The 24124-nt window shown below is 45.3% G+C and carries 22 protein-coding genes; 2 read left to right on the top strand and 20 right to left on the bottom strand.

Going from position 1 to position 24124, the window contains the following annotated elements:
• Positions 1-28 precede the first annotated feature (28 nt).
• The 11 genes from C7R91_RS21095 to C7R91_RS21150 form a co-directional block, all read right to left on the bottom strand.
• On the bottom strand, positions 29-715 hold the full coding sequence (locus C7R91_RS21095; RefSeq protein ID WP_047072385.1) for a DUF4956 domain-containing protein: 687 nt from the start codon (positions 713-715) through the stop codon (positions 29-31).
• 22 nt (positions 716-737) lie between these two features.
• Positions 738-1472 (bottom strand): polyphosphate polymerase domain-containing protein, encoded by a 735-nt coding sequence (locus C7R91_RS21100; RefSeq protein ID WP_047072387.1) that lies wholly within the window; start codon positions 1470-1472, stop codon positions 738-740.
• Positions 1469-3193: a CotH kinase family protein gene (locus C7R91_RS21105; protein WP_047072389.1), complete on the bottom strand. Its 1725-nt coding sequence runs from the start codon at positions 3191-3193 to the stop codon at positions 1469-1471. Before C7R91_RS21105 ends, C7R91_RS21100 begins: the two co-directional genes overlap by 4 nt.
• A gap of 31 nt (positions 3194-3224) precedes the next feature.
• Positions 3225-4625 carry an exopolysaccharide Pel transporter PelG gene (gene pelG, locus C7R91_RS21110; protein ID WP_047072391.1) on the bottom strand — a complete coding sequence of 467 codons (1401 nt, stop codon included), beginning with the start codon at positions 4623-4625 and terminating at the stop codon, positions 3225-3227.
• Positions 4626-4630: 5 nt separating this feature from the next.
• Positions 4631-6037: a GT4 family glycosyltransferase PelF gene (gene pelF / locus C7R91_RS21115; RefSeq protein ID WP_047072393.1), complete on the bottom strand. Its 1407-nt coding sequence runs from the start codon at positions 6035-6037 to the stop codon at positions 4631-4633.
• 3 nt (positions 6038-6040) lie between these two features.
• The gene (locus tag C7R91_RS21120; protein ID WP_236697940.1) at positions 6041-7948 is read right to left on the bottom strand and encodes a DUF2194 domain-containing protein; all 1908 of its coding nucleotides are present in this window, start codon (positions 7946-7948) and stop codon (positions 6041-6043) included.
• Complete coding sequence (locus C7R91_RS21125; protein ID WP_047072395.1) at positions 7945-8922, bottom strand: hypothetical protein; 978 nt, start codon at positions 8920-8922, stop codon at positions 7945-7947. The genes C7R91_RS21120 and C7R91_RS21125 overlap by 4 nt, the downstream gene beginning before the upstream one ends.
• Complete coding sequence (locus tag C7R91_RS21130; RefSeq protein ID WP_047072397.1) at positions 8915-11119, bottom strand: NAD-dependent epimerase/dehydratase family protein; 2205 nt, start codon at positions 11117-11119, stop codon at positions 8915-8917. The genes C7R91_RS21125 and C7R91_RS21130 overlap by 8 nt, the downstream gene beginning before the upstream one ends.
• Positions 11116-11535: a response regulator gene (locus C7R91_RS21135; RefSeq protein WP_047072399.1), complete on the bottom strand. Its 420-nt coding sequence runs from the start codon at positions 11533-11535 to the stop codon at positions 11116-11118. The genes C7R91_RS21130 and C7R91_RS21135 overlap by 4 nt, the downstream gene beginning before the upstream one ends.
• A 374-nt stretch (positions 11536-11909) precedes the next feature.
• On the bottom strand, positions 11910-12242 hold the full coding sequence (locus C7R91_RS21145; protein ID WP_047072400.1) for a hypothetical protein: 333 nt from the start codon (positions 12240-12242) through the stop codon (positions 11910-11912).
• A 17-nt stretch (positions 12243-12259) separates the two neighbouring features.
• The gene (locus tag C7R91_RS21150) at positions 12260-12856 is read right to left on the bottom strand and encodes a TetR/AcrR family transcriptional regulator (protein ID WP_047072402.1); all 597 of its coding nucleotides are present in this window, start codon (positions 12854-12856) and stop codon (positions 12260-12262) included.
• A gap of 115 nt (positions 12857-12971) precedes the next feature.
• On the opposite strand from C7R91_RS21150, the gene C7R91_RS21155 reads away from it, so the two are divergent.
• Together C7R91_RS21155 and C7R91_RS21160 are read left to right on the top strand one after the other, a co-directional pair.
• The gene (locus tag C7R91_RS21155) at positions 12972-13682 is read left to right on the top strand and encodes a YiiX/YebB-like N1pC/P60 family cysteine hydrolase (protein WP_047072404.1); all 711 of its coding nucleotides are present in this window, start codon (positions 12972-12974) and stop codon (positions 13680-13682) included.
• 81 nt (positions 13683-13763) lie between these two features.
• Complete coding sequence (locus C7R91_RS21160) at positions 13764-14804, top strand: YncE family protein (protein ID WP_047072405.1); 1041 nt, start codon at positions 13764-13766, stop codon at positions 14802-14804.
• 49 nt (positions 14805-14853) lie between these two features.
• Here C7R91_RS21160 and ggt read toward each other — a convergent pair whose 3' ends face one another.
• The 9 genes from ggt to C7R91_RS21205 all read right to left on the bottom strand — a co-directional run bounded on the left by ggt (position 14854) and on the right by C7R91_RS21205 (position 23817).
• On the bottom strand, positions 14854-16464 hold the full coding sequence (ggt, locus tag C7R91_RS21165) for a gamma-glutamyltransferase (protein ID WP_047072407.1): 1611 nt from the start codon (positions 16462-16464) through the stop codon (positions 14854-14856).
• A 424-nt stretch (positions 16465-16888) separates the two neighbouring features.
• Positions 16889-17419: a chromate transporter gene (locus C7R91_RS21170; protein WP_047072409.1), complete on the bottom strand. Its 531-nt coding sequence runs from the start codon at positions 17417-17419 to the stop codon at positions 16889-16891.
• Positions 17416-17997, bottom strand: a complete 582-nt coding sequence (locus tag C7R91_RS21175; protein WP_047072410.1) for a chromate transporter — start codon at positions 17995-17997, stop codon at positions 17416-17418. Before C7R91_RS21175 ends, C7R91_RS21170 begins: the two co-directional genes overlap by 4 nt.
• Before the next feature lie 24 nt (positions 17998-18021).
• Positions 18022-18498, bottom strand: coding sequence for an Lrp/AsnC family transcriptional regulator (locus C7R91_RS21180; RefSeq protein WP_047072412.1), 477 nt, complete (start codon positions 18496-18498; stop codon positions 18022-18024).
• Positions 18499-18682: 184 nt separating this feature from the next.
• A complete protein-coding gene (locus tag C7R91_RS21185) occupies positions 18683-19153 on the bottom strand; it encodes a nucleoside deaminase (protein ID WP_047072413.1) in 471 nt (156 codons plus the stop codon).
• A gap of 71 nt (positions 19154-19224) precedes the next feature.
• The gene (locus tag C7R91_RS21190; RefSeq protein ID WP_047072414.1) at positions 19225-21111 is read right to left on the bottom strand and encodes an FtsX-like permease family protein; all 1887 of its coding nucleotides are present in this window, start codon (positions 21109-21111) and stop codon (positions 19225-19227) included.
• Positions 21086-21856: an ABC transporter ATP-binding protein gene (locus tag C7R91_RS21195; RefSeq protein WP_047072415.1), complete on the bottom strand. Its 771-nt coding sequence runs from the start codon at positions 21854-21856 to the stop codon at positions 21086-21088. Before C7R91_RS21195 ends, C7R91_RS21190 begins: the two co-directional genes overlap by 26 nt.
• Before the next feature lie 249 nt (positions 21857-22105).
• Complete coding sequence (locus C7R91_RS21200; RefSeq protein WP_047072416.1) at positions 22106-23122, bottom strand: sensor histidine kinase; 1017 nt, start codon at positions 23120-23122, stop codon at positions 22106-22108.
• Positions 23119-23817, bottom strand: coding sequence for a response regulator transcription factor (locus C7R91_RS21205; protein ID WP_047072418.1), 699 nt, complete (start codon positions 23815-23817; stop codon positions 23119-23121). Before C7R91_RS21205 ends, C7R91_RS21200 begins: the two co-directional genes overlap by 4 nt.
• Positions 23818-24124 lie beyond the last annotated feature (307 nt).

Below are 24124 nucleotides of genomic sequence, written 5' to 3' on the forward strand. Positions count from 1 at the left end.
GTCAGAAAGGGATTTTTTGTAGCATCATTTATGGTGCATAATCGCCATCGTAGCTGACCAATGATACGTTTTTCACACCTTCTACCTCTGAAATATCTTGAACAAATGCCGTATTATCTCCTTTGATTTTTACTTCTACAATCAATTCCACCATCTCTTTGTTGACTGTCTTTGATTTCAAAGTGTATTTTAGCTTGTTCAGCTGGTATTTGACCCCGTCATTGGCTTGATCCTGATAGGTAATAATGAGCAGATAAGCAACATCTCTCATTTGTCGCTTGGATAATACGACAATGACAGCCGCCACCACCAGAGATCCTAGAACGGAAACCGGGTACACCCCTGCTCCCGTCGCAATACCTACCGAGATAGACCAAAACATGAAGACAATATCCAACGGGTCTTTGATGGCGGTACGGAACCGCACAATGCTCAATGCGCCGACCATCCCGAGAGAGAGCACGATATTCGTGCTAATCGTCATGATAATCAGGCAAGTAAGCATTGCCATGGCCACCAGCGTGATGTTAAAGGTGTGCGTATAGACGACGCCACGAAACGTTTTCTTGTAAATATAGTAGATGAACAAACCAAGCAATCCCGACAGCACAAGACCTATGATGGTATCAATGATCGAGATGCTGGCGAACTGGTCCATTTTTAAGACGCTTTTTTTGATGATATCTTGAAAATTAATCGTATTGGTCGTGTCCATAGTTTCTCGACTTCTCCTCACACTAAAGATTATGGTACTTTTTGGTTTCCTCTCTGCAAATGACATATTTGGAGATAGCCGACCGCTGATTACTCAGGTTTTGTAGCAAATGTCTAATATTGAATGGCAGGAACTGATCGTACTTCACTTCCATGATCATCATGGGCTGATGAATCGCTCTGACCATCATGATGTGTTCATCAAAAATATCGAGTGAATTAACGTTTGCCTTCAAGTACTTATCAAATGTAATTCGGACATTCCCTTCTCTCACCAAATACGCCTCTCGAACATAATCCGTAATGACGCGAGGCCGAAACAGATGATTCTTGCACGACAAATAAAAATCTCGCAGCACAGCACTTTCTGTCTCGCGCAGAAAATCAACATCACCTGCAAAAATCCGCTCATACTCTTCCCGCGTAATCGACGCTGATTCTTTGCAAATGTATCCGCCAAACTTGCTCTTTCGCTCCATCTTGATGACCGTATCGCTTTTGTTGTAGATGCGGATGCGGTACTTCTTTCTTTGAAAAACCCCATAGTTTTTTTCATAGAGGGCCGTATCGTGATAGTCATCAAAATACAGGCTGCGAATATGATACCCTTCCTCACTTACAGAATAGGGGTCAGGAGTTGCGATCAACCGCAATTTCTGCCGTAGCGGCTCGTAATGACTCAGCCGAAGATAATACTTCAACTCATGCCGCAATCGCTTGTTGCCGAGCTGAATGCCAGTACTCTGGATTCCTTTCATTTCAATATGAACTCCTTCACCCCATGATATATCGCATCCTCCGGCTCTACTCTGTCAAATGCCGTCTGTGTATTCCCTTTGCTGTCCCGTACAATCACGCGCCAGAAAAAGCGGCCTTTTCCCGGATCATTTATCGTGTATTGGACTCCTGTCAGCCCCTTTGCCTGTGTGTGTATCTTCGTAAACGCAGGATCGTAACTGACGGCAAAATCGTAGGTCAGATCGTCTCCTTGCAGGTCATAGGAATGGTCCCAGGAAAAAATGAGCTTGTCTCCTTCTTTTCTTGGCTCCCCCATAAAAAAGGGCATCGGATTCTCTAGGCGTTCATAGTACCTCTTCTTATTACGCTCCGGTTCACCAGAGAGAAGTGCTTGCTCATTGTGAAAATAGGAAACATCCAACGGCAAATTATATAAATCAGGTTGTTGCAGAACGTACTTGCTCACAATCGGATAATAGCTCTTCAAGTATTTTTCCGTTTGCTCTTTCGTAATGATCTTGCTGACTTCTTCAACCTTTTCGTTTAGCGCCTTGATGTTTTCCGGATCTTTGAAAATGCGGCGATGCAGGTTTGACACCCAGTAGTTGGAGAGGCCAAACTGCCATTGACCGAGCCCTTTTTCTGGACTGCGCTTGAGCTCTTCTTCGAAAAATCCCCATGTTGAGTCATAGTCCCACGGGAGGAAATACCATTTGTTCGAGTTGCTTGGGCTGTATAAATAAAAATTGTGAACAGCCGCGTCGTGATTCCCCATCAACAGGTTGGATGCCAGCCATGTATAGTAGTTCTCCCGATCAAAATGCTTGTCCAAAAAGTCCTGCGTATTCATTGCAGGATTATGGAGATCCTCCAGCATGGCAATGAGCTTTTCATGGTTCTCACTGCCTTTGATCTCCAAAATTTTATCAAATGCTTTTTTGTCGTAGGTAGGATCGGTTGCCAGCTTGATCTGATCCTCGTAGCGATGGAACTCGAAATCAATTGCCTTGTACAAGTTCCCGTTCCGGTCCAATCCGTGCGCCTGCAAAAATGTTTTGTTTGGCTGTTCAATTTGAGTGAACAGACCGTAGTCGACAAAGTCCCGGTCCGGATTTTTTTTGGTCAAATCCTTGATTTTCACTTGAACGAACTGCGTCCGCAAGCTGGTCATATTCGGTATCTGCTCGAAATAATCAAAGCTAAGCTTTTGTCGAACACGCGTCATGTCAGACTTGTGCTTGCTTAAGTTGATGTTGCGTTGATCCCGCCAGTATCCGGCACTGTCGAACAAACGGATTTTGTACGATTTTTGTTCCGCTCTCCTGCTCGATTCCCCCCGTAGCTCAATCGTTCCGTTCGCTCTCGTCTCGCCAAAACCAAAGTAGCCTTGAGTTGGCCCCTCCGCCGTCCCTTCCTGCATAATGACTTTGGCTTGCAGATCTTCTCCCTTTTCATTCCGTCCGCTAGGAGCTACATTGAGTTCCGTAAAGGTAGTCGTCTTCAGTTTCGAATTTTCTTCGTTGACTATCGTCACATACAAATGGACGATGCTCCCATCCACATCCTGATCGTATACGCTTCTATTCTCAATCAGACCCTCATTCATCTGCTGAGTTGGTGCCACCTGGCTCGTTGCTGCCGAGGTATCTGACACTGGCCGTTCAGGCACATCCTGAGTACAACCAGTCGATACAACTCCTAATGCTACGAGCAAGCTCAGCATGAATCGTTTTTTCTTCAACCTAAGTCCTCCCCAATCCATCAGTCCCCATCTATTCCATTCGCTTTCCTTTGACAAAGAGCGGCTGTAGGCAATAGGTGTAATAATCGATATTTTTCAAGTAATAGATCAGCCTGCCGAGACTGGCTACCAGCGCAAGAAACGAAGCAATAAAAAATGAAAAACCGTAGTTCTCAAGGGGCAGCATCGCTATAGTGATGACAAACGTACTCACGAGAAATAAGGTCGTCACCGCAAGCGCCCCCTTCCGATCGTCAAAATAGAGCAGCATCAGTACGATTACAAACATAACAGCGTACAAGTATCCCGCTATAACCAGGATGTTGTACCGCTCCATCTGCTCGGACGTAAAACCGATGTGCGGAAGCAGCGTAATGCCCAGGGCTAATGCAACGAAGGAAAAGAACAGCTGCACTTCCATCATGAAGCTGAGCTCTTGCATCAGTGTTTGGACCATGTCTGTCTTTGCCCGCTTGATATCCTGCACTGAGCCTGTGCCCAATATCGTCCCGTAATACGCTCGATACTTCTCATAAAAAGCGGTCTCCACAGATACAACAAACATGACCATCGTAGGCAATATGCTCAAGGAGGCGTAGAACGCAGGCACATCATAAAAAGGCGCGATCACGTAAGTATCCGCTACGACTTCTTGAAGCGGACTCCCCAGCCAATAAATAAAATGGTGCACATAAAAACCGAGAGAGCAAAAGAGACCCACGCCCAGCAGACTTGGGTACTTTTTTACATACTTCAGGAAATCAAAGTAGTTCCTCTCTCGCTTCGGGAAATAGCTCTCCAGATGAACCATCGACAGAACGATCATGATAAAAAAGCCAATATCCAAAGAAATCAGCATTGCGATTCCTTTTTCCATTTCAGTCAGAATCGACAGTAGAAACGCAGCCAGAAGCGTAAAGGCAACAGCCGCCAAATACCCGCGAATAATGCGCATATAATCCTTTAATGCAGACAAATAGGCGGATTGCAGCCAAACGACGATCAGTTCCACAAAAAGAAGGTAGGCTACGAGCTTAAAGCCAGACGGCAAAGGAGCGAGCCAGTAAAAAGCACCGCCGAGAATTCCCCCCAAGCCCAGGCAAACAGCGATAACTCCATACAAAGAAGCAATGATGTCGTTATACTCACGCAAGTAAATTTTGTCTGCAATATAGCGAGAAATGACCATTGAAAAGCCGCAGGTAATTAACAGCGAAAACACGAATGCATAAACAACAGCTGCTAGAAAAGACATCCTTTCCAAATAGCTTACATTTAATTGAAGGAGGATTTGTTGTAGCACCGTGATTATGACCATACAAATCAGCATCGGTCCAACTGTCACCAGCGAAGAAAATGCATACGCCTTCACACTGGACAAATACCCTCTATTCCCAAACATTTTCTTCAGTTCAAAGCCAATGCCCGCCATGTTTCTTACACCTCGTATTTCCGATACATATTGCGATATCCCGCCAAGAAGTTCTCATGTGTGTAAATAGCAGACACTCTCTGGAAACCGCATCTGCCCATACGGCGTCTCAATGGCTCGTTTTGACACAACGTAATGATTGCTTGGGCAATTTGAGTAAAATGCATGACGGGTACCGTTATCCCTGCGTTGCCATAGTTGTCACCATTGCCGTACAACAATTCCCGACAGCTTCCCACGTCCGTTGTGACGAAGGGCTTTCTGCATGCCATCCCTTCCAAAATAACGAGCGGTTGACCTTCACTGATGCTGGTCAAAACAAGCATGTCCATTTTACCGAGATACTGTTTCACATTGACCGCACCCGTAAACGTAACATCCTCCAGTTGCAGGCTGTCGACCAATTGCAGGCATTCTGTGTAGTATTCCTCGTCTTCATCCGTCGGGCCCATGATAACAAAGCGTGCGTGTGGTACTTGTTCTTTGACGAGTCCGAAGCTTTGCAGCATTGTTTTAATATCCTTGATGGGTACCACGCGGACAACAGCACCAATGGTGATTGTGTCGTCCTTTTTTTCTTCCACGATGTCAGCATAATCACTCACTTTTACACCGTTCGGGATCACGGATACTTTGGAAGGATCACAGCCTAGCTCGATCTGAATTTCCTTGTTTCGCTCAAACAACGTGATTACCTCATCCGCGTAGGAGTAGGCACATGCAGAAAGATTATGAAAGTAGTCGATCCAAATGTCCTTAAAGTGACCCTTGATCCAGTTTGCCTTGATAATTTCTTCTTCCCGCTCGCGGGTATAGATTCCATGCTCCGTCAGCAAAAACGGCTTTGCATGCAGATACTTCCCAAGACTCCCTGCTACACCGCCATATCCCGTGCAAACACTGTGATACAGATCCGCTTCTGGCATGCCGTTTTGAATGACCAGGCATAACGGCAAGACCATCGAACGAATCATCCAAATCATTTCAGTAAAAGGAATTTGCGGGTATTTTTCCTCACAAAGCCGCTGGATTACCTCGAAGTAGTCCTTGCTTGTAAGCAACTCAGCTACGGATGGCACCTTACTCCCCGACAACACGGAAAAAAGAGCACGCCAGTCTCCCTTGCTCCCATCAAGCAACGAAAGCAACGCTTGCTGCTCATCCTCAGTCAGACCCAGACGCTTGCCCGGTGCAGCCTCTTCTTTCAGATAGGCATCCAGAAATACCTCTCTAATTTCTATCACATTCGAGGGGAGCTGGTAGACGTATTTCCCCCTGTTTTTCTCTTCTGCACCAATCGCATAAATGATAAACTCATGCTCTGGCATGCTAGCGATTAAGGAATGAATCCAGCTAGAGACACCCCCTGTAATATAAGGGTAAGAGCCTTCGGCAATCAGACAAATTTTCATCGCTTACTCTTCCAGTCCTATTTCAAATTTGGCACCCGTTGCATGCACGAGATAGGCGCCTTCCTCTATTTTTTCTACCGTGCAATTGACCAAGCTCGTTATTTTTTTGTTTGTCCGCAAGATGTAATACATTTCGCCGGAGAAATTGTTCATGTAGCCTGTCATTTTTTTATCCGTATGCGTGATATACACATCCGTTTGCACATAGCTCTTAAGGCTTGCTGCAGCTTCGGAAGCAGTCTGACTACGTAACCATGGATACTGCTCGTAAATTTCTTCCAGCATGAATTGAAAGTCTTTTACCAATTCCGGCCACGACTTGTTATTGCTTCTCCCCTTGTCCAACACATCGTCTGGATGAACAAAATGAGAAAAAACACCGATGGATGTGATCGCATTCGTTATGTACCAATCATGAATGTCTGTGCGACTGTATCCGGAGGTAATACGGGGCAGCTCTATAATGCCATCTTTGGCCACGGAAAACTCCTGGATGTATTCGTGTGTACTGTCTGATTCCGCATACAAGGAGGCAATGATCCTCAGATCAGGGAAGGACTTTTTCAGCGCTCGACGCCCTTCCTCTCCCATCACGTTGGAAGGTGGAACATACACCTGTATGTCATACGACGAGAAAACCTTCTTGATATAATCGTCCAGGTACGCAAGCGACTCAGCCATGCTTGCTTCATCAGGCCAAGCCTTATACTCGTAATGGCTCGCCGTCGCCTGATCGGTTACCAGCGATTGATGGTTGTATCCATGGATGCCCAATTCGCCACCCAATTTCAACAAATCCCTGCCGTACGTGATCAGATTGTTTGAATCCGTTCCTTCTGTATCTGTGAAGGGGGCGGCAACTCGGTTATTGTAGGTTTTGATAATAGCTCCCGTGTAGGTCACATCGTAATCGGCAGCAAGCTTGATCATGTCCGGCCACCACACATCCCGAAAGAAGCTGGGAATATCTTTGCGGTACTCTCGGTAAATACTCGGCTCGATCCCCTGGCGAAAAGGAGCCGGAAAATCGTCAATATACATGACCTTCATATTGAAAATGGGGTACATGAAATCTTGATTCAGTGAACTGATGCTACCAGCAATAAGTCCTCTGTTCATTGCAGATTGCATATTCGTCCCGTTATAGACCATGACCTTTCCCTGTCCATACTGGGTCTCCCATAGCAGTGGCATATTCTCGGCAGAAACAGCGTGAACCTTCGCTTGCCTATCCAGCTCTACAGGAATCGAGGAATTCTCAATGAATTCTGCGCCGATTTTTGCATCTTCTCCTTGGATCAAGAGATTGGATGTCATCTGAATGCCGTTTGTCACAATAGGGGGGTTGATGGAATTGATCCCTAGTTTTCGGTATATACGGTACAAGCTGTCATTGTATTCAGGCATACGTGAAAAAAACACATTTCCACCATCGTGCGCATATTGCATCATCGCATCCAGATTAGCTAACATGCCCAGATTTTCTATGGTGACAATGACCGTCATGTATTGGGGATCGGGCTTCGAGAACTGCTTAACGTCAGCGAGATCGTACTCCTTTTTCATATACTGCAGCACTTGCTCCATATTCCTCGCGATTGCCATGCTGCTCTCATCCTTGGAATCTTGCAGAATAAGGAATTTCTCCCTTGCTAGCTTGGCGATTTCCTCCTGACTGATCGCGTTTTGCTTCGGCTCGTCAGTCTGCATTCCCGAGCCTCCCGCTTTATTGCTGCTTACCTGAAGGATGAACTGAGATCGGGTAGCTTCTATGGTGATCCCCAGAATCGCCACAAAGATCAGAATGATGTAGATGTTTTTTTTCAGGGAAATATCGTTGGACCTCGCCTTGCTCCACTCTCTGTCCTTTTCCCTGTCCCTTTTCCTTCTCGTGTACCTTGTCATTCTCATTTTGTATCGCTCATCTCTTTCGAAATCGTCTCTGTTTCCTGTGCAACAGCGACTTCCTCCCAAGTGCTGTCTTGCTCATCATCTTCCGGATTGTTCCAGTAGCGGATCATCATCAGCGTAGCGTGGGAGATTTTAACCGACGAGCTTTTTAACCGATTCATTTCTGCCACAAAACCTGCGTAGTCTCTGATCGTAAAGAAGCGCTTAAGCGACATGACATATGGCTGCTCGCTTCCCGGATGATACTCATGAAACAATTGACAGTACTGTGCGGCTTTTTCATAGGACTGGTTCACCAGCTCGCAATTGATCTTGTCCACAAAATAGCTTTCTTCTTCCTGATAAATGTCCAATAATGACTCCAGAACAAACGAATACGTGTAGCTGTATTTCACAAAGGTGCGTTGATCAATGAGTGAACTGTCCAGATACTTCTTCAAAACGTCTGCGTAGGCGCGTAAAACCTCAAGATCCTGCTTGTTCTCCTCGTATTTCACTGATAAATCCTGCAGTTGAAGCTGAAGGTTGCGCCGCATTTCCGTTAGAGCGGCTGCCGCATAGTGAACCGTTTCCGAATCCTCGTTTTGCAAAGCCGTCTCCAGTGTGCCGATCTGCCATATGGTCTGCTCTTTCAAGACATCGATCAGCATCTTTCGGCGCGTGCTAGTGTCGTTCAAAAACAAAATGTCCTCAACCGGTACGATGTTCATTTCCTTTTCCATGTCCGCTCTTCGGAAAATATTCGATCCTTCCGCTAGTTTCAGCAAATCGCTCTCTAGCATCAGTTCATTCACATTCTTTTTCGATGTTCGTTTGTACACATCGGTAATCCCCAATAACAAGAGGCCAAAAATGGGAAGAAAGCCAGTAACAAGCATTCGCATAATAAGCACCTGCTTGTTTTTGCCGCGGCTTTGCACCCAACTGTAACCAACAGACACCAAGACATGGAGGAGGAGGACTAGTTTAAGCATAGGCGCCATCCTTCAAGGAGAAGCGATCCTGATCTTTTTCCTGCACAATTCTCGATGCAATACCGAGTCTACCAAGCCTATCAATCACGATATTGGCTTCCTGCTCATTGGAATTGGAGAGAATAATATAGACATCTCCTGCTTCGTCCATTCCCATATAATCTGCTTCGCGAAGAGAACTGGCGATGTAGGTAGAAAGTGTCTGAAGATCCATTTGCCCAAAATCCACTGCCAAGAGGGTAAAGTCGGTGTTCAATTGTTGCTTGGCATCCCTTTTGTTCTTCACCATTGCTGAAAAATAAGCAGGAATCAGGATAGAGGTATCTTTCAGGTAGCGGTCCTTTTGTGTGGAGTTTAAGTATCGGAGAGAACGGGACAAAGCGGATGAGATCAATTGAACGGCCACTTGGAACAGGTTTTGGGTGTACATGGTGAAATTTTCAAATCCGAGCTGTTGCAATGTGACCACCGCAACTATTTTTCCCTTGTCAAAAATAGGAGCTGCTATAAGGGGCATGTCGTGACGCATCTCTTTATTCACGATGATCTTCTTCCCTGTCATTAATTCAGTAAGATAAGCATGCTCACTCATTTTCAGCGAGCGTGGCAGATCAAAGCCCGCTTTATTCGATTTGGCCATCAATCGCAAGAAAGAGCCATTTTGATTCATTGTATAAATGGCGATCTCATCGGACTTCATGATTCTTTCCAATACCTTAACTGATTTCTGCAATACGCGTTCAGGCTCGAGACTGTCCAACTCCTTGGTAATGCTGTAGATTTTTCCGAAGCTGTCTTCCGAATTCACGATCTGCTGCTGCAATTCTTGCTTGACCAACAGCACATCATTGTAAATGTCCTTTAAAAAATCATACTTTTCTTCAATGGCTTGCCTTTGCAGCTCCTTTGACAATACGTCCCTGTTTCGTTTGTCGATGGAATAACCGACGGCAATCCCGATAATAAAGTAGACAGCGATATGAAACAGAACATTCGCGTCATATAAGAGCGATACGACATCGCGACCGTTATGCAGGCTTTCTCCGATGAAAAGTCCACAGGCCAGGATGACAGACAAGAGGGATTGCTTCGTTCCGTAAATAGCGCCAATCAAAACGATGTAAATCAGCTTGAGATCAAAGACACCGCTATTAACCGTTCCAACTGTGGCGAAAATCACCAGAAGGAAAGCAAGAATGTTCTCTATGTACGGCCTTGCATCCCATGAATAGAGCCATTGGATCGTTTTCTTCGCTTCGCTCTCCTGCTCTTGTTCTTTCTCTGCGATGGTCGCTTGATACCACTGCGCCGTTTTTTCCAGTCCCTCTGCCAATGAATACATCGGAACCCAGTCTAGTCTTCTCTTTGCCCGCGAATTGTCCAAAACCGACTTATCCACGTCTCCTGGGCGTTTCTCCCTTTGTAATATTCCCTGGAGAGGCTGGTTAGCCCCGAGAATGTCAATCAGCTCATTAATGCTGCTCTCCTGATTCGTAGACAAATTCATCACACCGGTATCATCCGTGGTAACGGAACGGAAAATGGCATCAGCTACATCCTCTACATAAATAAAATCTCTCGTTTGGCTGCCATCCCCGTGCAAAACGATTTCTTTCCCATGGTTGATCTGGGTTAAAAAAGTAGAGATGACGCCGCCTTCCCCTACTGAACTTTGTCTGGGGCCATACACATTTGCCAAGCGAAAGGCTGCCGTTCGCAAGCCGTACATTTCCGTCCATTTGCGGCAATACAATTCGCCAATATGCTTGTTTATTCCGTAAACAGATACCGGATCACACGCTGAATCTTCAAGTAACGGTGTATTTTCATTCATGCCGTAAACGGCGGCTGATGACGCAAAAATAAATTTGGACACGCCATATTTGCTCGATAGCTTCAGCATATTCACGAGTCCAAGAATGTTCGTATTCGTATCCAGCAAAGGATCTTCCATGGATGCAGCAACACTCACTTGAGCCGCTAAATGTACGACGACATCGAACCTGTTGCTTTTAAATACTTCATCACATTTTTTATCCGCTACATCCAGTTCGTATGCCTTATGCGGAAATGTGACGTTCCTCTGATTGCCTGAACTGAGATTGTCGAGGATGAAAACTTTATACCCTTCCTTATAAAATCTCTCCGCGACAAAAGAACCGATGAACCCATAACCACCTGTGATCAAAACTTTCATACTAACACCTCAGCTATTTGTTTCACCTGTCTGTCCCCACGACGGACATCTACCCCTGTTCCCAACACTTTTTGGACAGCCCATTCGATTCGCTCCAGTTGCAGCGGCTTCGCTATGAAATCCCGCGCCCCTGCCTGAATCGCCTTGATGACAGTATCGTTCCTAGACACTGCTGAGCAAATAATGATCTTGGCATCCTTGTCCAACTCCATAATTTTGCGTGAAGCAGTCAAACCGTTCATGCCGGGCATGGTGATATCCATCGTGACGAGTGATGGTTTGTACAAGCAGTAATTTCTAACAGCCTCCTCTCCCGAAGCAGCTTCCGCAACGACATGCAATCCTAACGACTCAAATATGTTCCGCAGCACATGTCTCGTAAACGCCGTATCATCAACAATCAGAATGCTATTCATCCAAAAACGCTGTCTCCCATCCTATCCATATATCCTTTGGACTATTTTATTATAGTAATATATTCCTAATAACAGTACCAACCAAAACTATTGCCTATTACCTTTTATTTTCATAGGCACAAAGCCCTCTATTCCGTAGCTTTACCCATTCTACTAGGATCATCTCAACAATTTCTGAACAACAGACAAAATAGAAGAACAGGGACAGTTACCTATACGGCAACTAATCCCTGTTCTTCCTCCTACTATTCTACTATCTACCTCGTCAAGAAGCCCGGATTACTCGTGTGAAATGTCCTTTTGCCAGGCTCCAGGCAATTGTCGTGAGCAGGGCCCAGCGAGAAGTTTTGACCTTAAGCTCATTACGATTTTCCTTACGTTCTAAGATTGTTCTTTTGTTCCCTTTTACCAAGAAGATCTTTAGCAAGTGTGAGATACCACGCAACTATTTCTATAAAAGCAAGGATAACAAACCATGCCCATATTTCCCCTTGGGTAAGTTCGGACAACAGGTTATCAATTTCCGTACCAGAACCGCGCACCAAAGACTGCAAAAAAAATACAATTGGACCGAAAATAGAGAAAAATAGAGTGATCACCGAAAAAAGGGTACGCCGTTTCCGAATTAGATACACAATACTACTGATTATTGTTATGAGAATAAATATATAATAGACATTCCACACCCATGGAGGTAAGGTTTCCATGGTAGCCCTCCTTTCCATCAGTCAAGCTCCAGGATTTGTTTGATCAGTTGCTCTACTTCATCGAGCGAATAACCATTCGAAACAAAGCTATTTTGAAGATTATATCCATCAAGTACGGCAACTATCTTTCTTGAAGTTATATCCAAATCTAGATTTGCAGAAAGTTTATTAGCTTGTTTCCCCTTTTCCAAGACCATACATATTAATTTAAACCATTCCCGATAATAGATAGACATCCTCTCTTTGACGTTTTCATTCCTAACAGCAATAGAACAAAATTCAAAAAAAAGCGGAATCCAATTATCTTCATTGCTTAACTTATAGAATATATTTATGCCTTGACTAATTATGCTTTCAAAGGTGGTATTGGAATTTAACAAAGGTAGAAAATTCTGCTTATAAACTGACAACTTATGATCCATAAATTCTAAAAAGAAGTCTTCTTTACTTTTAAAGTGCAAATAAAATGTCCCTTTTGTATATCCAGCCTCCTTTGCCAATAAATCAATCGAAGCTTTTTCATAGCCATATTGCCCAAAAACCTTGAAAGCTGCATCCATCAACCTTTGATAAGATTCGTTGCTTTTTTGCGCATGTTTGCTTACTTTATCCATTTTACATATACTCCCTTTTTTGACAATATTCTATTTACTCCATATCCCTCTCATGCTATATTGTATTACAAATACTAACCGGTTAGTATTAATTTATTCAAAGGAGTTGTTCTTAGTGCATTTCAAAAATAAGCTTATTGCTCTCACTATCACAGCCCTCAGCATTTCTAGCCTCCCCATTTTTGCTCATGCTTCCAATGGTACTCAGGTAGGGCTTTTAGACTTAACATCTTCTGAAGTACAAGAGGAGTTAGCAAAGGAAGAAAAGGAAACAAAATTCAATAAAGAGCAAAGAAGTAAAGCGAAAAAAAGAAAAGAAATTAATAATTTGGATGACTTAAAGAAAAATGCACCTGAAAAATATAAAGAAATTCAAAATGAACAAGCCAAGCTAACAGCCCTTGCATCGAGCGGAAAAATGGGGACTGTTGGTGATATACTTATTACTTATGACAACGAAACAAGTGGTTGGAATCACGGTCATGCTGCCATTGTGAGGAAAAACAATGATTATATTGTAGAAGCTTGGCCAAAAGAGGGAGTACGCGTGTACAAAAATAACTGGGGAAATCGCTTCGACTCCGCTTACAAATTTTATGTGAAAGGCGCAGATGACACTGACTTTAATAACGCACAAAAATATGCCTACTCTCAATTAGGGAAACCTTATCAACTAAACGTACAAAAACACTTTACTGATGCCTATTACTGCTCACAACTTGTTTGGAAATCTTGGTATGAACAAGGCTTTGATGTCGATGCTGATGGCGGCTTTCTCGTAACTCCTGCAGATATTGACGACTCGAAATTAACTGTAGAATATTAAAGTAAGATTAAGAGTGTGTGAAAAGCACACTCTTAATTTTGAATTTTCAGTATCGCATCACAAGTTAGGGGGGATTATGTAATGAAATCATTCTTATCATTAAAATCACTCATAGTTACGATGTTAATTGGTTGCAGCATAATTTTCACATATATAACACTAACTCCACTTTTAATGAAAGCACAAACACTAACTATATTCGATAACAAATACTTGTTTTTATATTCAAATCCCTTTAAAAACAACACCTATATTATATCAACAGATGATGGCCGATCTTTTCACAAAACAACTTATGACATTAATGATACTCCCTCTTTAATTAGAAACCACAATAATGAACTAATTTTACCAGCAGAGCACATTTCAAAAAAATATATTGTAAAGGATGACTACTCTATTTCAGAACAAAGCCAGGAGGCTCCGTACTCATTCCTTATCGATCTACAGGATATTCTAATTGAGGGATTGAACGTTAGTTATGCGGAGAATTTGCTTCGAGTTAATGATCGCAAAATGAATAAAACATATAAAATTAAACTACCTGCTTACTTAGCAAATGCAACGTATGACCAGAATAACATTTATGTTTTGAATTACAATACTACAACTGAAAAGAATGAAATCCATATTATTAATAGAACAACAGGCACCCTTACACACTCCTATATAATTAGTGAAGGGGCAACTGAAATGCTAGTAGTAAATGACTATCTCTTTCTTTCAACAGACAATAGTTTAACAAAATTAGACATACGTTCTGGAAAAATCGAGTATATAAAGTATCCTTCGAATGTAGCTTTTGCGGATACTTTATATCTTGACCAAAACAACGATTTGTTTGTTTGCTTTGTAGATTTTTCCGGTAATGCTGGATTACTCATATTAAATAAAAATTATAACTCTATTGATAAAAATATTAATTTAAACTTAGGGTACATGAAGTCTAAGTTTGAAAAAAATAAATTATACATACTATCACAAATGAAAGACCATACAGAAGACGGGGCAAAGTTTGCAGTAGTGGATTTGAGATCGCTAAAAATTGAACAGACATTTCAATTGCCTGTTCTCGATACCAAAGTACAGGATTTTCTTGTTTTAGATGAAACTCAGACATAATGTCAGCAGCAAGCTCTGGCATTATGTCTGAAAAAAGTATTTTAGTTCCTTACCAAGCAGCAATACTGCTGTCTGCGCGCATATCCGTTCCACCACTCAGCACACCATTTTCATCACGCCAAATGATTTGACCACGTCCGAAGTAATTGCCGAGCTGCGCCCACTTGATCGTATGGCCTCTGCGCTCCAGAGCTTGTGCCAAATGCTCCGGGAAATGACGTTCCAGCTCCACCGTCTTGCCTTCCACCCACTGCCAGCGCGGCGCATCGAGCGAAGCTTGCGGATTGAGATGGAAGTCGATCGTGTTCATAACCACCTGCACGTGTCCTTGCGGCTGCATGAAGCCGCCCATTACGCCGAATGGCCCCACTGCTTTTCCATCCTTCGTCAAGAAGCCTGGAATTATGGTGTGGAACGTTCTTTTGCCTGGCTCCAAGCAATTGTCATGAGCAGGGTCCAGCGAGAAGTTATGACCCCGGTTTTGCATGGCGATCCCTGTCCCCGGCACAACTACCCCAGAACCAAAGCCCATGTAATTGCTTTGGATAAAGGAAACCATGTTGCCCTCACCGTCAGCAGTGGCCAAATAGACCGTGCCGCTCGTTTTCGGCTGACCCGGCTCAGGCGTCAAGGCTTCATGACCAATCAGTGCACGTCGAGTGGCAGCGTATTCCTCTGACAACAATGCTTCATTGGAAACGTTCATTTTGCTCTCTTCTGTGATGTACTTCAATCCATCCACAAAGGCCAGCTTCATCGCTTCGATTTGCTTGTGATACGTTTCTATTGTGTCTTTTGCGTCAAAATCAAAGCCCTTCAGAATATTCAGGGCCATCAGACCGATCATTCCTTGCCCATTCGGCGGGATCTCCCACACATCATAGCCACGGTAGTTGACTCCAATCGGCTTCACCCATTCCGGCTCATAAGCAGCCAGGTCTTCTTTGCGCAAATAGCCGCCGCACTCACGGGAGAACGCGTCGATCTTGTCTGCCAGCTCTCCGCGATAGAAGCTCTCTGCATTTGTTTCTGCGATTTGACGCAGCGTCTCCGCATGACCTGGCGATTTCCAGATGTCGCCCGCTTTTGGCACTTTGCCATCTGGTGTAAAGGTAGAGAACCAATGCGCGAACTCTTCCCCTTTGCATTGCTGGGAAAACTTTTTATGCGCGGCATGCCAATAATGCGCCAATGTCGGCGATACCGGATACCCCTCCTCCGCATAATCAATCGCTGGCTGCAAAACCTCTGTCAGCGGAAGGCGTCCGAAACGTTTGGACAAGGCGGCCCAGGCAGCAGGCGCACCAGGCACCGTAACAGGGGTCCAGCCGTAGGTCGGCATTTCTTCCAGACCTTTTGCTTTTAATGCCTCGATGGAGATTCCTTGTGGAGCAGGTCCGCTTGCATTCAGTCCATGCAGCTCGTCTTTGATCCACACGAGGGCAAATGCGTCTCCCCCAATGCCGTTCGAGGTCGGTTCTACTACAGTCAGACACGCAGCCGCTGCAATCGCTGCATCCACCGCATTTCCGCCCTTTTTCAAAATATCGAGACCTGCTTGTGCCGCCAGTGGCTGTGAGGTCGCCACCATACCGTTCTTGGCAAAAGTCGTCACACGCTTCGATGCATATGGGTATTCCATTGCGTCGTAATTAACCATGGTTTTGCCTCCTAAATCGTTCGTTTAGCCGATAAGAAAGACCTATGAGGAGCCTTTTTCTTTTCCTTTTGGTTTGAGTCAACATAGTGGAGGAGAAGAAAAAGTACAGTTCTCTTCCGACTCTGACACGCCAGCATGGGGGATTCACTGTCCGTCTCCACTTAAGAAAATCTCTACCGAGGCCATTCCAAGGAGGAGCGACCGCGTTTAAGCGGAAAGTTTTCATGCGTTCCGGAATTTGTATGATAAATTCCTATACGTTTAAAAAGGGGACCGTCGAGCCAAAGCCACCCTACGGGCGGACGTTTCTCAAGGAAGAAGTGTTCGACAAACGTGGTCCCCTTTTTGAAGTTCCGACTGGGTAGGCGTTGTCAAGGTCTACGAGCCCTGTGCTTTTTCTTGCCACCAGCGTATGTAAACTTTCCTAGCCGATGAAAACAAACCCGTAAGCCATCGCTCCCAAGATGACAAAAGCGGGATGGACCTTCCATGTTTCGAGCAGAAGGTAGGATGCCACTGTCAAAATTCCTGTTTGCATCCAGCCAATGCCTTCGACTGCTCCCATCAGGAATTGATACGTCATCGTTCCGAGCAAGACAGTAACGACTGGCCGTACCGACTGGGTCATCGCTTTTACCTGTGGAGCACTGCGGAATAAGTTGATAAAACCCATCAGCAAGACCATCGCGATCGCTGTCGGAGCAACTGTTGCAAATAATGCGACTACTGCCCCTGGTACACCCGCTACCTGATAGCCAATGTATCCAGCGAGTTTGGTCGCGATTGGGCTGGGCAACGCATTTCCCACAGCCAGCATTTCTCCGAACTCCTGTACAGTCATCCACTGGTAATGGTCAACCACTTCATTTTGGATCAAGGGGATGCTCGGTGGTCCTCCCCCGTACCCCAAAATGTTCGAGATGAAAAAGGCCCAAAATAGTTGCAGGTAGATCATGCGACTCCCTCCTTGCCGTCCTTGCCCTTGCGCTTGCGGACAGACCAAGTAGAGTAGGCAAATGAAACGGCCAGCGCAATCCCTACTACAATGCCCGGATGCCAATCAAGGAAGAGCAACGCTACGAGTGAGAGTACGAGGGAAAGGCTCACACCTGTTTTACTGGACGCCCCCTTCCAGCCCTTTGAAAGGAATTCCCATGTAAGGACGCCTGTCATGACTGCGATTACCGGACCGATTGCCTGGATCATGCCGTATACACCCGGCGCATCCTTCCATTGATATATGACTTGCAGCAAACCGATCATCACAAGGACGATTGGCATCACTACTGCGATGTTTGCCACCAATGCACCCTTCCAGCCTTTTACCCGATAGCCGATAAATGCGGCCAGCTTGGTCGCAATGGGCCCTGGTAGAGCGTTGCCGAGCGCCAGATTGTCGGAAAAGTCCTCATCTGTCACCCATTTGTACTTTTTCACACATTCGGTGTAAAAGAGAGGAACCATCGTAGGTCCTCCCCCAAACCCGAAGATTCCGATGCGGAAAAAGGCGAGAAATAATTGCCAGTAAATCATAGCTGTACCTCCATCCTTGCCTAACTAGCGGATAAAGTTGTATTTGGACTTCAGTATTTTCAATTCGTTAATGACATTCGTTTTGGAGATGCCAGGAATCTTATACAGTTTTTTGATCAAAAATTGAGATAATTCTTCATTGCTTGTTACGAGCACCTGTGTGAAAAGCTGATATTCACCAGAAGTAAGTACGATGAGCCTGATCTCTACGGTATCCGTTAAAGCAGCAACCACATCATCCAGCTTTTCCGCATCCACAGCCACTTGAATCATCGCCTGTACGTGAAACCCTGCCTTGACTGGATTGACAATACCGACCAGACTCAGGGCACCTTCGTCCTGCAATTGCTGGACGCGCATGCGGATTGTCTTTTCCGTGACCCCGAGATCTTTTGCAATCTGAGTAAACGGCAAGCGCGCATTTACTTGCAAGGCTCGAATGATCCCATAGTCGATGTCATCTAATTCAGGATAAAGTGATCTTCGAAAAGTTTCCTCCATACAAACACACCTTTATTCGTCTTTTTTTAACAATACACAACCTTATCTCAGCTTAATTTTATAAAATTTGGTCGAATTCCACAAATATTGTTGTTACTATAATACGACTTTCGACATAGCGCAATAGTTTATCTGACAATTTCAAACGAAAAAAAGAACCTGCTCCGCTAGGAGAGGCTCTCTATTAATATTCGATACGGTCCAGAGATTGAGACCATGCTTCAAATGGACTCCGTCTGTTCGCAAGATCTATTCTCTGAAAAGGAATGCTGCGCTCTTCATGAGGGAGAACAATCTGTTCATAAATAAACTGATCGTCAAAACCGACATGCGCCGCATCTTCTTTCGTGCAAGCGTAATAGACATTGCGCGGTCTGGCCCAATAGATGGCTCCCAGACACATCGGACACGGCTCACAGCTCGTATATAAGTCACAATCGTTTAACTGAAAGGTCCGGAGATGACGACATGCTTCTCGAATGGCTTGAATTTCGGCATGTGCCGTAGGATCATTGCTCGCCGTCACTTCATTGCGTCCTCGCCCGATTACGTGCCCGTCCTTCACGACAATGGCTCCAAATGGTCCGCCTGTTTTATCACGTACATTTTCAAACGCTATCTGTACGGCTTGCCCCATCCACGTCTCTCGTTCCATCCGCTTGCCCCCTCGCATCCTTCTCCTTTTATCCTATGTTCCTGCTCATCTGGACATGCTGGAAAAAGTCACTAGCGGTTCATTGATTGCTTTAAATGGAACAAGTAACGGTTTCGAATAATCCAGAAATACACACCTTGAACAACAACGAAGCTGCATAACACAATCGCAGTCGGCTTAAACACAGACGCGACAAGAATCAGCTTCAACAAGCTTTGCAGTGAAACGAACGCCACCATGCTGTGAATAATGGCCACCACAATCGGCACGAAGAACAACAGGGCAACCTGAGTCGTAACGATCCGCGTCAACTCCGCATCCGTGAGACCAATCTTGGAAAGTGCTCCGTAATGCCTTTTGTCGTATTCCAGATCCGTGTACAGACGGAAATAGAGAAAGCTTGCTGCGGCTACAAAGAACAACACGCCCACAAACAACCCGATAAAGAGTCCCATGTTCGCCATTTGTTTCATGGAGTGGTAGTAGGGCGCACGAGCTGAAAACGAGTAATTATCTTCGACATGACTAATATCTTCCTGAAGCTTGAGACTAAGATCCTGCGTTTCCTTCCATCTTGGCACCTCGTACACAAAGCGCTCTTCTTCCTTCATTTTCGGAAGCTGGTCATACACCTGATTCGGCACGACAACCAATCGCTCAAATTCAATCCCTCTGATCAATGGAGTCATATTCGTATCTGTTTTGACTGCGAGCTGTGCCTTCCCCACTTGCAGCGTTTTGCTCGCTACCGAATCACCAATCCAATTGAGCAGTACGAAGGCCTCTTTATTCGTCATTTCGAGTACAGTCGAATTGGAAGCTACCGCCAGCCGATTGTAGTCAGACAGCTTGACTACTCCGACCCTTTCCTCCTGAACCCGTTCGGGCAAAACTCGCATAGCCACTTGATATTTTTCGAAGGAAAAGCCACTTTGCTGCAAGCTCGTTTCGATTAACGACAGATGCTTCGCTCTCTCCGCATCCATTTCTTTGGACTGGTATTCAAACGCAAACGGGTGTGTTTTCATCACCGTGATCTGAATCGACCCAGCCAACGCTGCCAGCGTGCCAATCGCACAAAAAGCAACGGTAGAGACGATGCTGACCAAAAAGAACATCCGGGCATTATCCTTCATCCGATAGGCCAGATCAGAGAGCGTCAGGAGATTCGTACGTTTCCAATAGAAAGATCGGCGCTTCTTTAGAAAATCGATGAAGATGACGCTCAGCTGAGTAAACAACAGGTACGTTCCTACAGTCGTCAGTGCAATGACCGGAAGCATCAGCACGAGTACATTCACGCCGTCAGCAGTGAGGGCTAAGGCATAGCTCATTCCCAACAAAGCTACCGCGACCAGAGACAGCACTAACGATGCCCTCGGCTCACGCTTAGGCCGACCGCTTCCTTGCAACAGATCCAACAGACTGCGGCTTCGTAGCACGAGGACGGTAAACAGCGAAATGGCTGCATACAAGATGAGAAACGCCACCACTGTCAAACCGATCGCTTTCCACGGGAAGTAAAACCCGAGTGCTTTTACATCAAGCAAAAATCCGGCGAATTGGAAAAACAGCTTGGCGAGAACCAGCCCGAGCCCAATCCCAATGGCAATCGAGACAATGCCAATCAGCATGTTTTCCATAAAAATCAGCATGTTCCGCTGTAACGGTGTCATGCCCTGGATAAAAAGAATGCCGAACTCCTTCTCCCTCTTTTTCAGGAAAGCACCAACACAATAAAAGAGAAAGAAGAAGGAGAACAGAAAAATAACGTACTCAGCTGCCATCATCCCAGTGGCTACGGATTCATGAATCTCCTGTCCGATAATTTCCGGATGAAAAATGAACATCGCATAGACGAAAAAAATGAGGACAGAAAAAACGCTACTCATGAAAAACGCAGCGTAAATCCGTTTATTTCGTACAACGTTATTACACGCGAATTGTCGAAAGGTCATAGGTGTTCCCTCCCAAAAACGACAATGAGTCAATAATTTTCTGGAAGAATACCTGTCGACTCTCACCACGATACATCTCGTTATGGAGCTGCCCGTCTTTAATAAAAATCACCCGATGGCAATAGCTGGCCGCCAAAGCATCATGCGTCACCATCATCATGGTGGTATTGTCTCTCTTATTGATCGCTTCCAGTGTCTCCATCACATTGCGCGAAGACTTGGAATCAAGATTTCCTGTAGGCTCGTCAGCGAGCAAAAGCGACGGGGAATGAATGATCGCCCTGGCAATGGCCGTCCGCTGGCGTTGCCCCCCAGATACCTCAAAGGTCCGCTTTTCCAATATGTCCTGAATCCCTAGCTTCTCCGCAACACTTTGCAGCTTTTCTTCCATCACCGATACTTTCTCATTGTCCAGCGTCAGCGGCAACACGATATTTTCCCCGATCGTCAACGTGTCCAAGAGGTTGAAATCTTGAAACACAAAACCAAGCTCACGACGACGAAACAGAGCGAGTTTATCCTTTTTTAAATGATGCGGATTCGTACCGTTCAAAAGAACCGCACCAGAAGTTGGTGTATCAATAGTGGAGATCATGTTTAATAGCGTAGTCTTGCCGCTGCCTGAAGGGCCCATAATACCGACGAATTCGCCCTTGCGAATCGAAAAATCGATATCGGTCAGCGCGCGGTAGGTTACCTTGCCCCCGTATATTTTACTCAAGCTTTTTACAGCAAGCATTTCCATGCGCCATTCCCCTTTCTTGCACTTCCAAATTCAAGTGCATGTTCAAAAAGTCGTCTTTTCAGCACCGAGAAAGAAGCGTGAACCTGCAAAAGGAGGAGCGGAGTGTAGAAACCTACATGAGCACCAGACTTTAAAGGTGAACGCCTCTTTCGATGTCGAATGAGCTTTCTTAATTACTTCGTGATCAAAAGACGACTTTTTGAACTACCTCTTCAACTATACGAAAGTGCGCATAGTGCAACTATCGAATTAACTTTCAGCTACCTTACTTTCTTGTAAGGTTGGTACGACGGCAGACAAGACGATACGTACGGTTGTCCCCTCGCCCACTTCTGATTCCATTTCCACCCCATGATGGAGCCGCCCGCAAATTTCTTTCACCAAGTACAAACCCATCCCGGTGGACTCAGGGTATTTGCGCCCGTTTTCTCCCGTAAAATACGGCTTGAACACGCGGTGAATATCTTCGGCAGGGATCCCGATTCCATAATCCTGCACTTCCAGTATGGCATGTCCTCCGCGTTCATAAGCACGAATGGTGACCTTGTTGCTTTTCCCTGCTGAATAACGAACGGCATTCGTCAACAATTGGTTCAGGACAAAAGCAAGCCACTTATCGTCCGATTCCACTCTCCAATTTTCATCCACTTTTACCTCGGGATACACCTGGTTGCGAATAAACAGCCGCTTGTTTTCAGCCAGCACATTCTGCACCAAGGAACGCAGAGTTACGGGCTCAATCAGGAAGTCCTGTTCAAATCGGTCGAGGCGAGCTATGTACAAAACGGTTTCCAGTCCACGCTTGATCCGGTCCACTTCTTCACGGACGCTCTCAGCTGTTGGATCGTCTTCATTTTGCAGCAACAGATGAATAACCGAAATCGGTGTCTTCATCTGATGAACCCACTGCTGAATAAATGTCGTATGGTCCCGTTGCTTGTTTTCATAGGCATGAAGCTGTTCTTTGTAAAGTCGGTACTGCTCCTGACTGATGTCATCCATCGCGCGGCACAACGGTGAATTCCCGTATGTCTGGGTCAGCTCCTCTAATGACTCTACCGGCTTGCTCAGTCGCTGATAGATTGTGCGGTGAGACAAATACCGGATGGCGAGAAAAGCCCCCGCGAAAAAAACAGATAAAAACATGACGTAGATCATCAATGATTCATTCCAGTACCCATCCATCGCAAAAATCATAATCAATAAGATCAATTGGACGAGAAAAAACGCTGCGAATGGCCATTGATCTCGAAGGAACAGCTTCATTGTGCTTCCTCCCAAGTCGCACGCAAGCGATAACCAGAACCGCGAACAGTCTCGACAGCTCCCTCTAAGCCTAAGTCCTTCAGCTTGCCGCGCACGCGTGTGATGTAGACATTCAGCGTGTTCTCATCAACAAACTGTTCATCCCACAGCTTTTCTAGCAAACGCTCACGGCTGACGACACGTGGATGTTGATTCATCAAGGCTTCGAGCAGTAACGCTTCTTTTTTGCTCAGTTCAATTTTGGTATCGTACATGGACAGCTCCATTCGCTCCAAAAACAGCTTGAGCCCCGCCACTTCAACCGTACGCTCCCCTTCCTGCGGAGCATATTGTCCGTAAGCCCGGCGGAGCTGACTGCGGATTTTGGCCAATACCACATCGTAGTCAAACGGCTTTGTGATATAGTCATCGGCCCCATTTTCCAAGGCCATCACCTGGTCCATTTTACTTTCTCGTGCAGAGATGAACAGGATCGGGCAGTTGGACTCCTGACGCATTTGCCGGCACCAATAAAATCCGTCAAATTTCGGTAGATTCACATCCAACAGAACCAGATCAGGGCGCGATTGGGTAAATACCTCCATGACTCTATCGAAATGTACAACATTGACTGTTTGAAATCCGTATTTTTCCAGTTGCTCTTGCAGCAGCTGGTTGATTTTCGGGTCGTCTTCTACAATCATAATTGTGGACATCACTCATACTCCTCTCGTCTTGAGTCTCCTCCATTTTATTCTTTACTATACCATTAGAAAACTAGACTACGCCAAGCCTTTAGCGTTTAGATGTCCACTAAAAAAAACTTGGTGTACGTTGCTGTTGTGAAGGGGAGGAAACAGGAGAAAACGCTCAGCTTCTAGGTCCACCCGCTGTGGGATTGACTGCACGACTCCATGCAAAAAGCGAAACCGCGTCCAAAGTGGTCCTTTCAGGATGTGTTTCAGAGGTGGACGCTTAAAGGCGTGTTTCGCTTTTTGCATTACGTCTCGGTCGGTGTCCCTA

Origin of the sequence: Brevibacillus formosus (genome assembly GCF_003013405.1) — a bacterium.
GTDB classification, from domain to species: Bacteria; Bacillota; Bacilli; order Brevibacillales; family Brevibacillaceae; genus Brevibacillus; species Brevibacillus formosus.

Excerpts from the sequence above, each read along its gene's own strand:
- C7R91_RS21205 (WP_047072418.1), bottom strand. The coding sequence starts at position 23,817 with ATGTCCACAATTATGATTGTAGAAGACGACCCGAAAATCAACCAGCTG.
- C7R91_RS21190 (WP_047072414.1), bottom strand. The coding sequence starts at position 21,111 with ATGACCTTTCGACAATTCGCGTGTAATAACGTTGTACGAAATAAACGG.
- C7R91_RS21160 (WP_047072405.1), top strand. The coding sequence starts at position 13,764 with ATGAAATCATTCTTATCATTAAAATCACTCATAGTTACGATGTTAATT.
- C7R91_RS21145 (WP_047072400.1), bottom strand. The coding sequence starts at position 12,242 with ATGGAAACCTTACCTCCATGGGTGTGGAATGTCTATTATATATTTATT.
- C7R91_RS21130 (WP_047072397.1), bottom strand. The coding sequence starts at position 11,119 with ATGAAAGTTTTGATCACAGGTGGTTATGGGTTCATCGGTTCTTTTGTC.
- C7R91_RS21125 (WP_047072395.1), bottom strand. The coding sequence starts at position 8,922 with ATGCTTAAACTAGTCCTCCTCCTCCATGTCTTGGTGTCTGTTGGTTAC.
- C7R91_RS21180 (WP_047072412.1), bottom strand. The coding sequence starts at position 18,498 with ATGGAGGAAACTTTTCGAAGATCACTTTATCCTGAATTAGATGACATC.
- C7R91_RS21185 (WP_047072413.1), bottom strand. The coding sequence starts at position 19,153 with ATGGAACGAGAGACGTGGATGGGGCAAGCCGTACAGATAGCGTTTGAA.
- C7R91_RS21100 (WP_047072387.1), bottom strand. The coding sequence starts at position 1,472 with ATGAAAGGAATCCAGAGTACTGGCATTCAGCTCGGCAACAAGCGATTG.
- C7R91_RS21095 (WP_047072385.1), bottom strand. The coding sequence starts at position 715 with ATGGACACGACCAATACGATTAATTTTCAAGATATCATCAAAAAAAGC.
- C7R91_RS21200 (WP_047072416.1), bottom strand. The coding sequence starts at position 23,122 with ATGAAGCTGTTCCTTCGAGATCAATGGCCATTCGCAGCGTTTTTTCTC.
- C7R91_RS21135 (WP_047072399.1), bottom strand. The coding sequence starts at position 11,535 with ATGAATAGCATTCTGATTGTTGATGATACGGCGTTTACGAGACATGTG.
- C7R91_RS21150 (WP_047072402.1), bottom strand. The coding sequence starts at position 12,856 with ATGGATAAAGTAAGCAAACATGCGCAAAAAAGCAACGAATCTTATCAA.
- C7R91_RS21170 (WP_047072409.1), bottom strand. The coding sequence starts at position 17,419 with ATGATCTACCTGCAACTATTTTGGGCCTTTTTCATCTCGAACATTTTG.
- C7R91_RS21175 (WP_047072410.1), bottom strand. The coding sequence starts at position 17,997 with ATGATTTACTGGCAATTATTTCTCGCCTTTTTCCGCATCGGAATCTTC.
- ggt (WP_047072407.1), bottom strand. The coding sequence starts at position 16,464 with ATGGTTAATTACGACGCAATGGAATACCCATATGCATCGAAGCGTGTG.
- pelG (WP_047072391.1), bottom strand. The coding sequence starts at position 4,625 with ATGGCGGGCATTGGCTTTGAACTGAAGAAAATGTTTGGGAATAGAGGG.
- C7R91_RS21120 (WP_236697940.1), bottom strand. The coding sequence starts at position 7,948 with ATGAGAATGACAAGGTACACGAGAAGGAAAAGGGACAGGGAAAAGGAC.
- pelF (WP_047072393.1), bottom strand. The coding sequence starts at position 6,037 with ATGAAAATTTGTCTGATTGCCGAAGGCTCTTACCCTTATATTACAGGG.
- C7R91_RS21195 (WP_047072415.1), bottom strand. The coding sequence starts at position 21,856 with ATGGAAATGCTTGCTGTAAAAAGCTTGAGTAAAATATACGGGGGCAAG.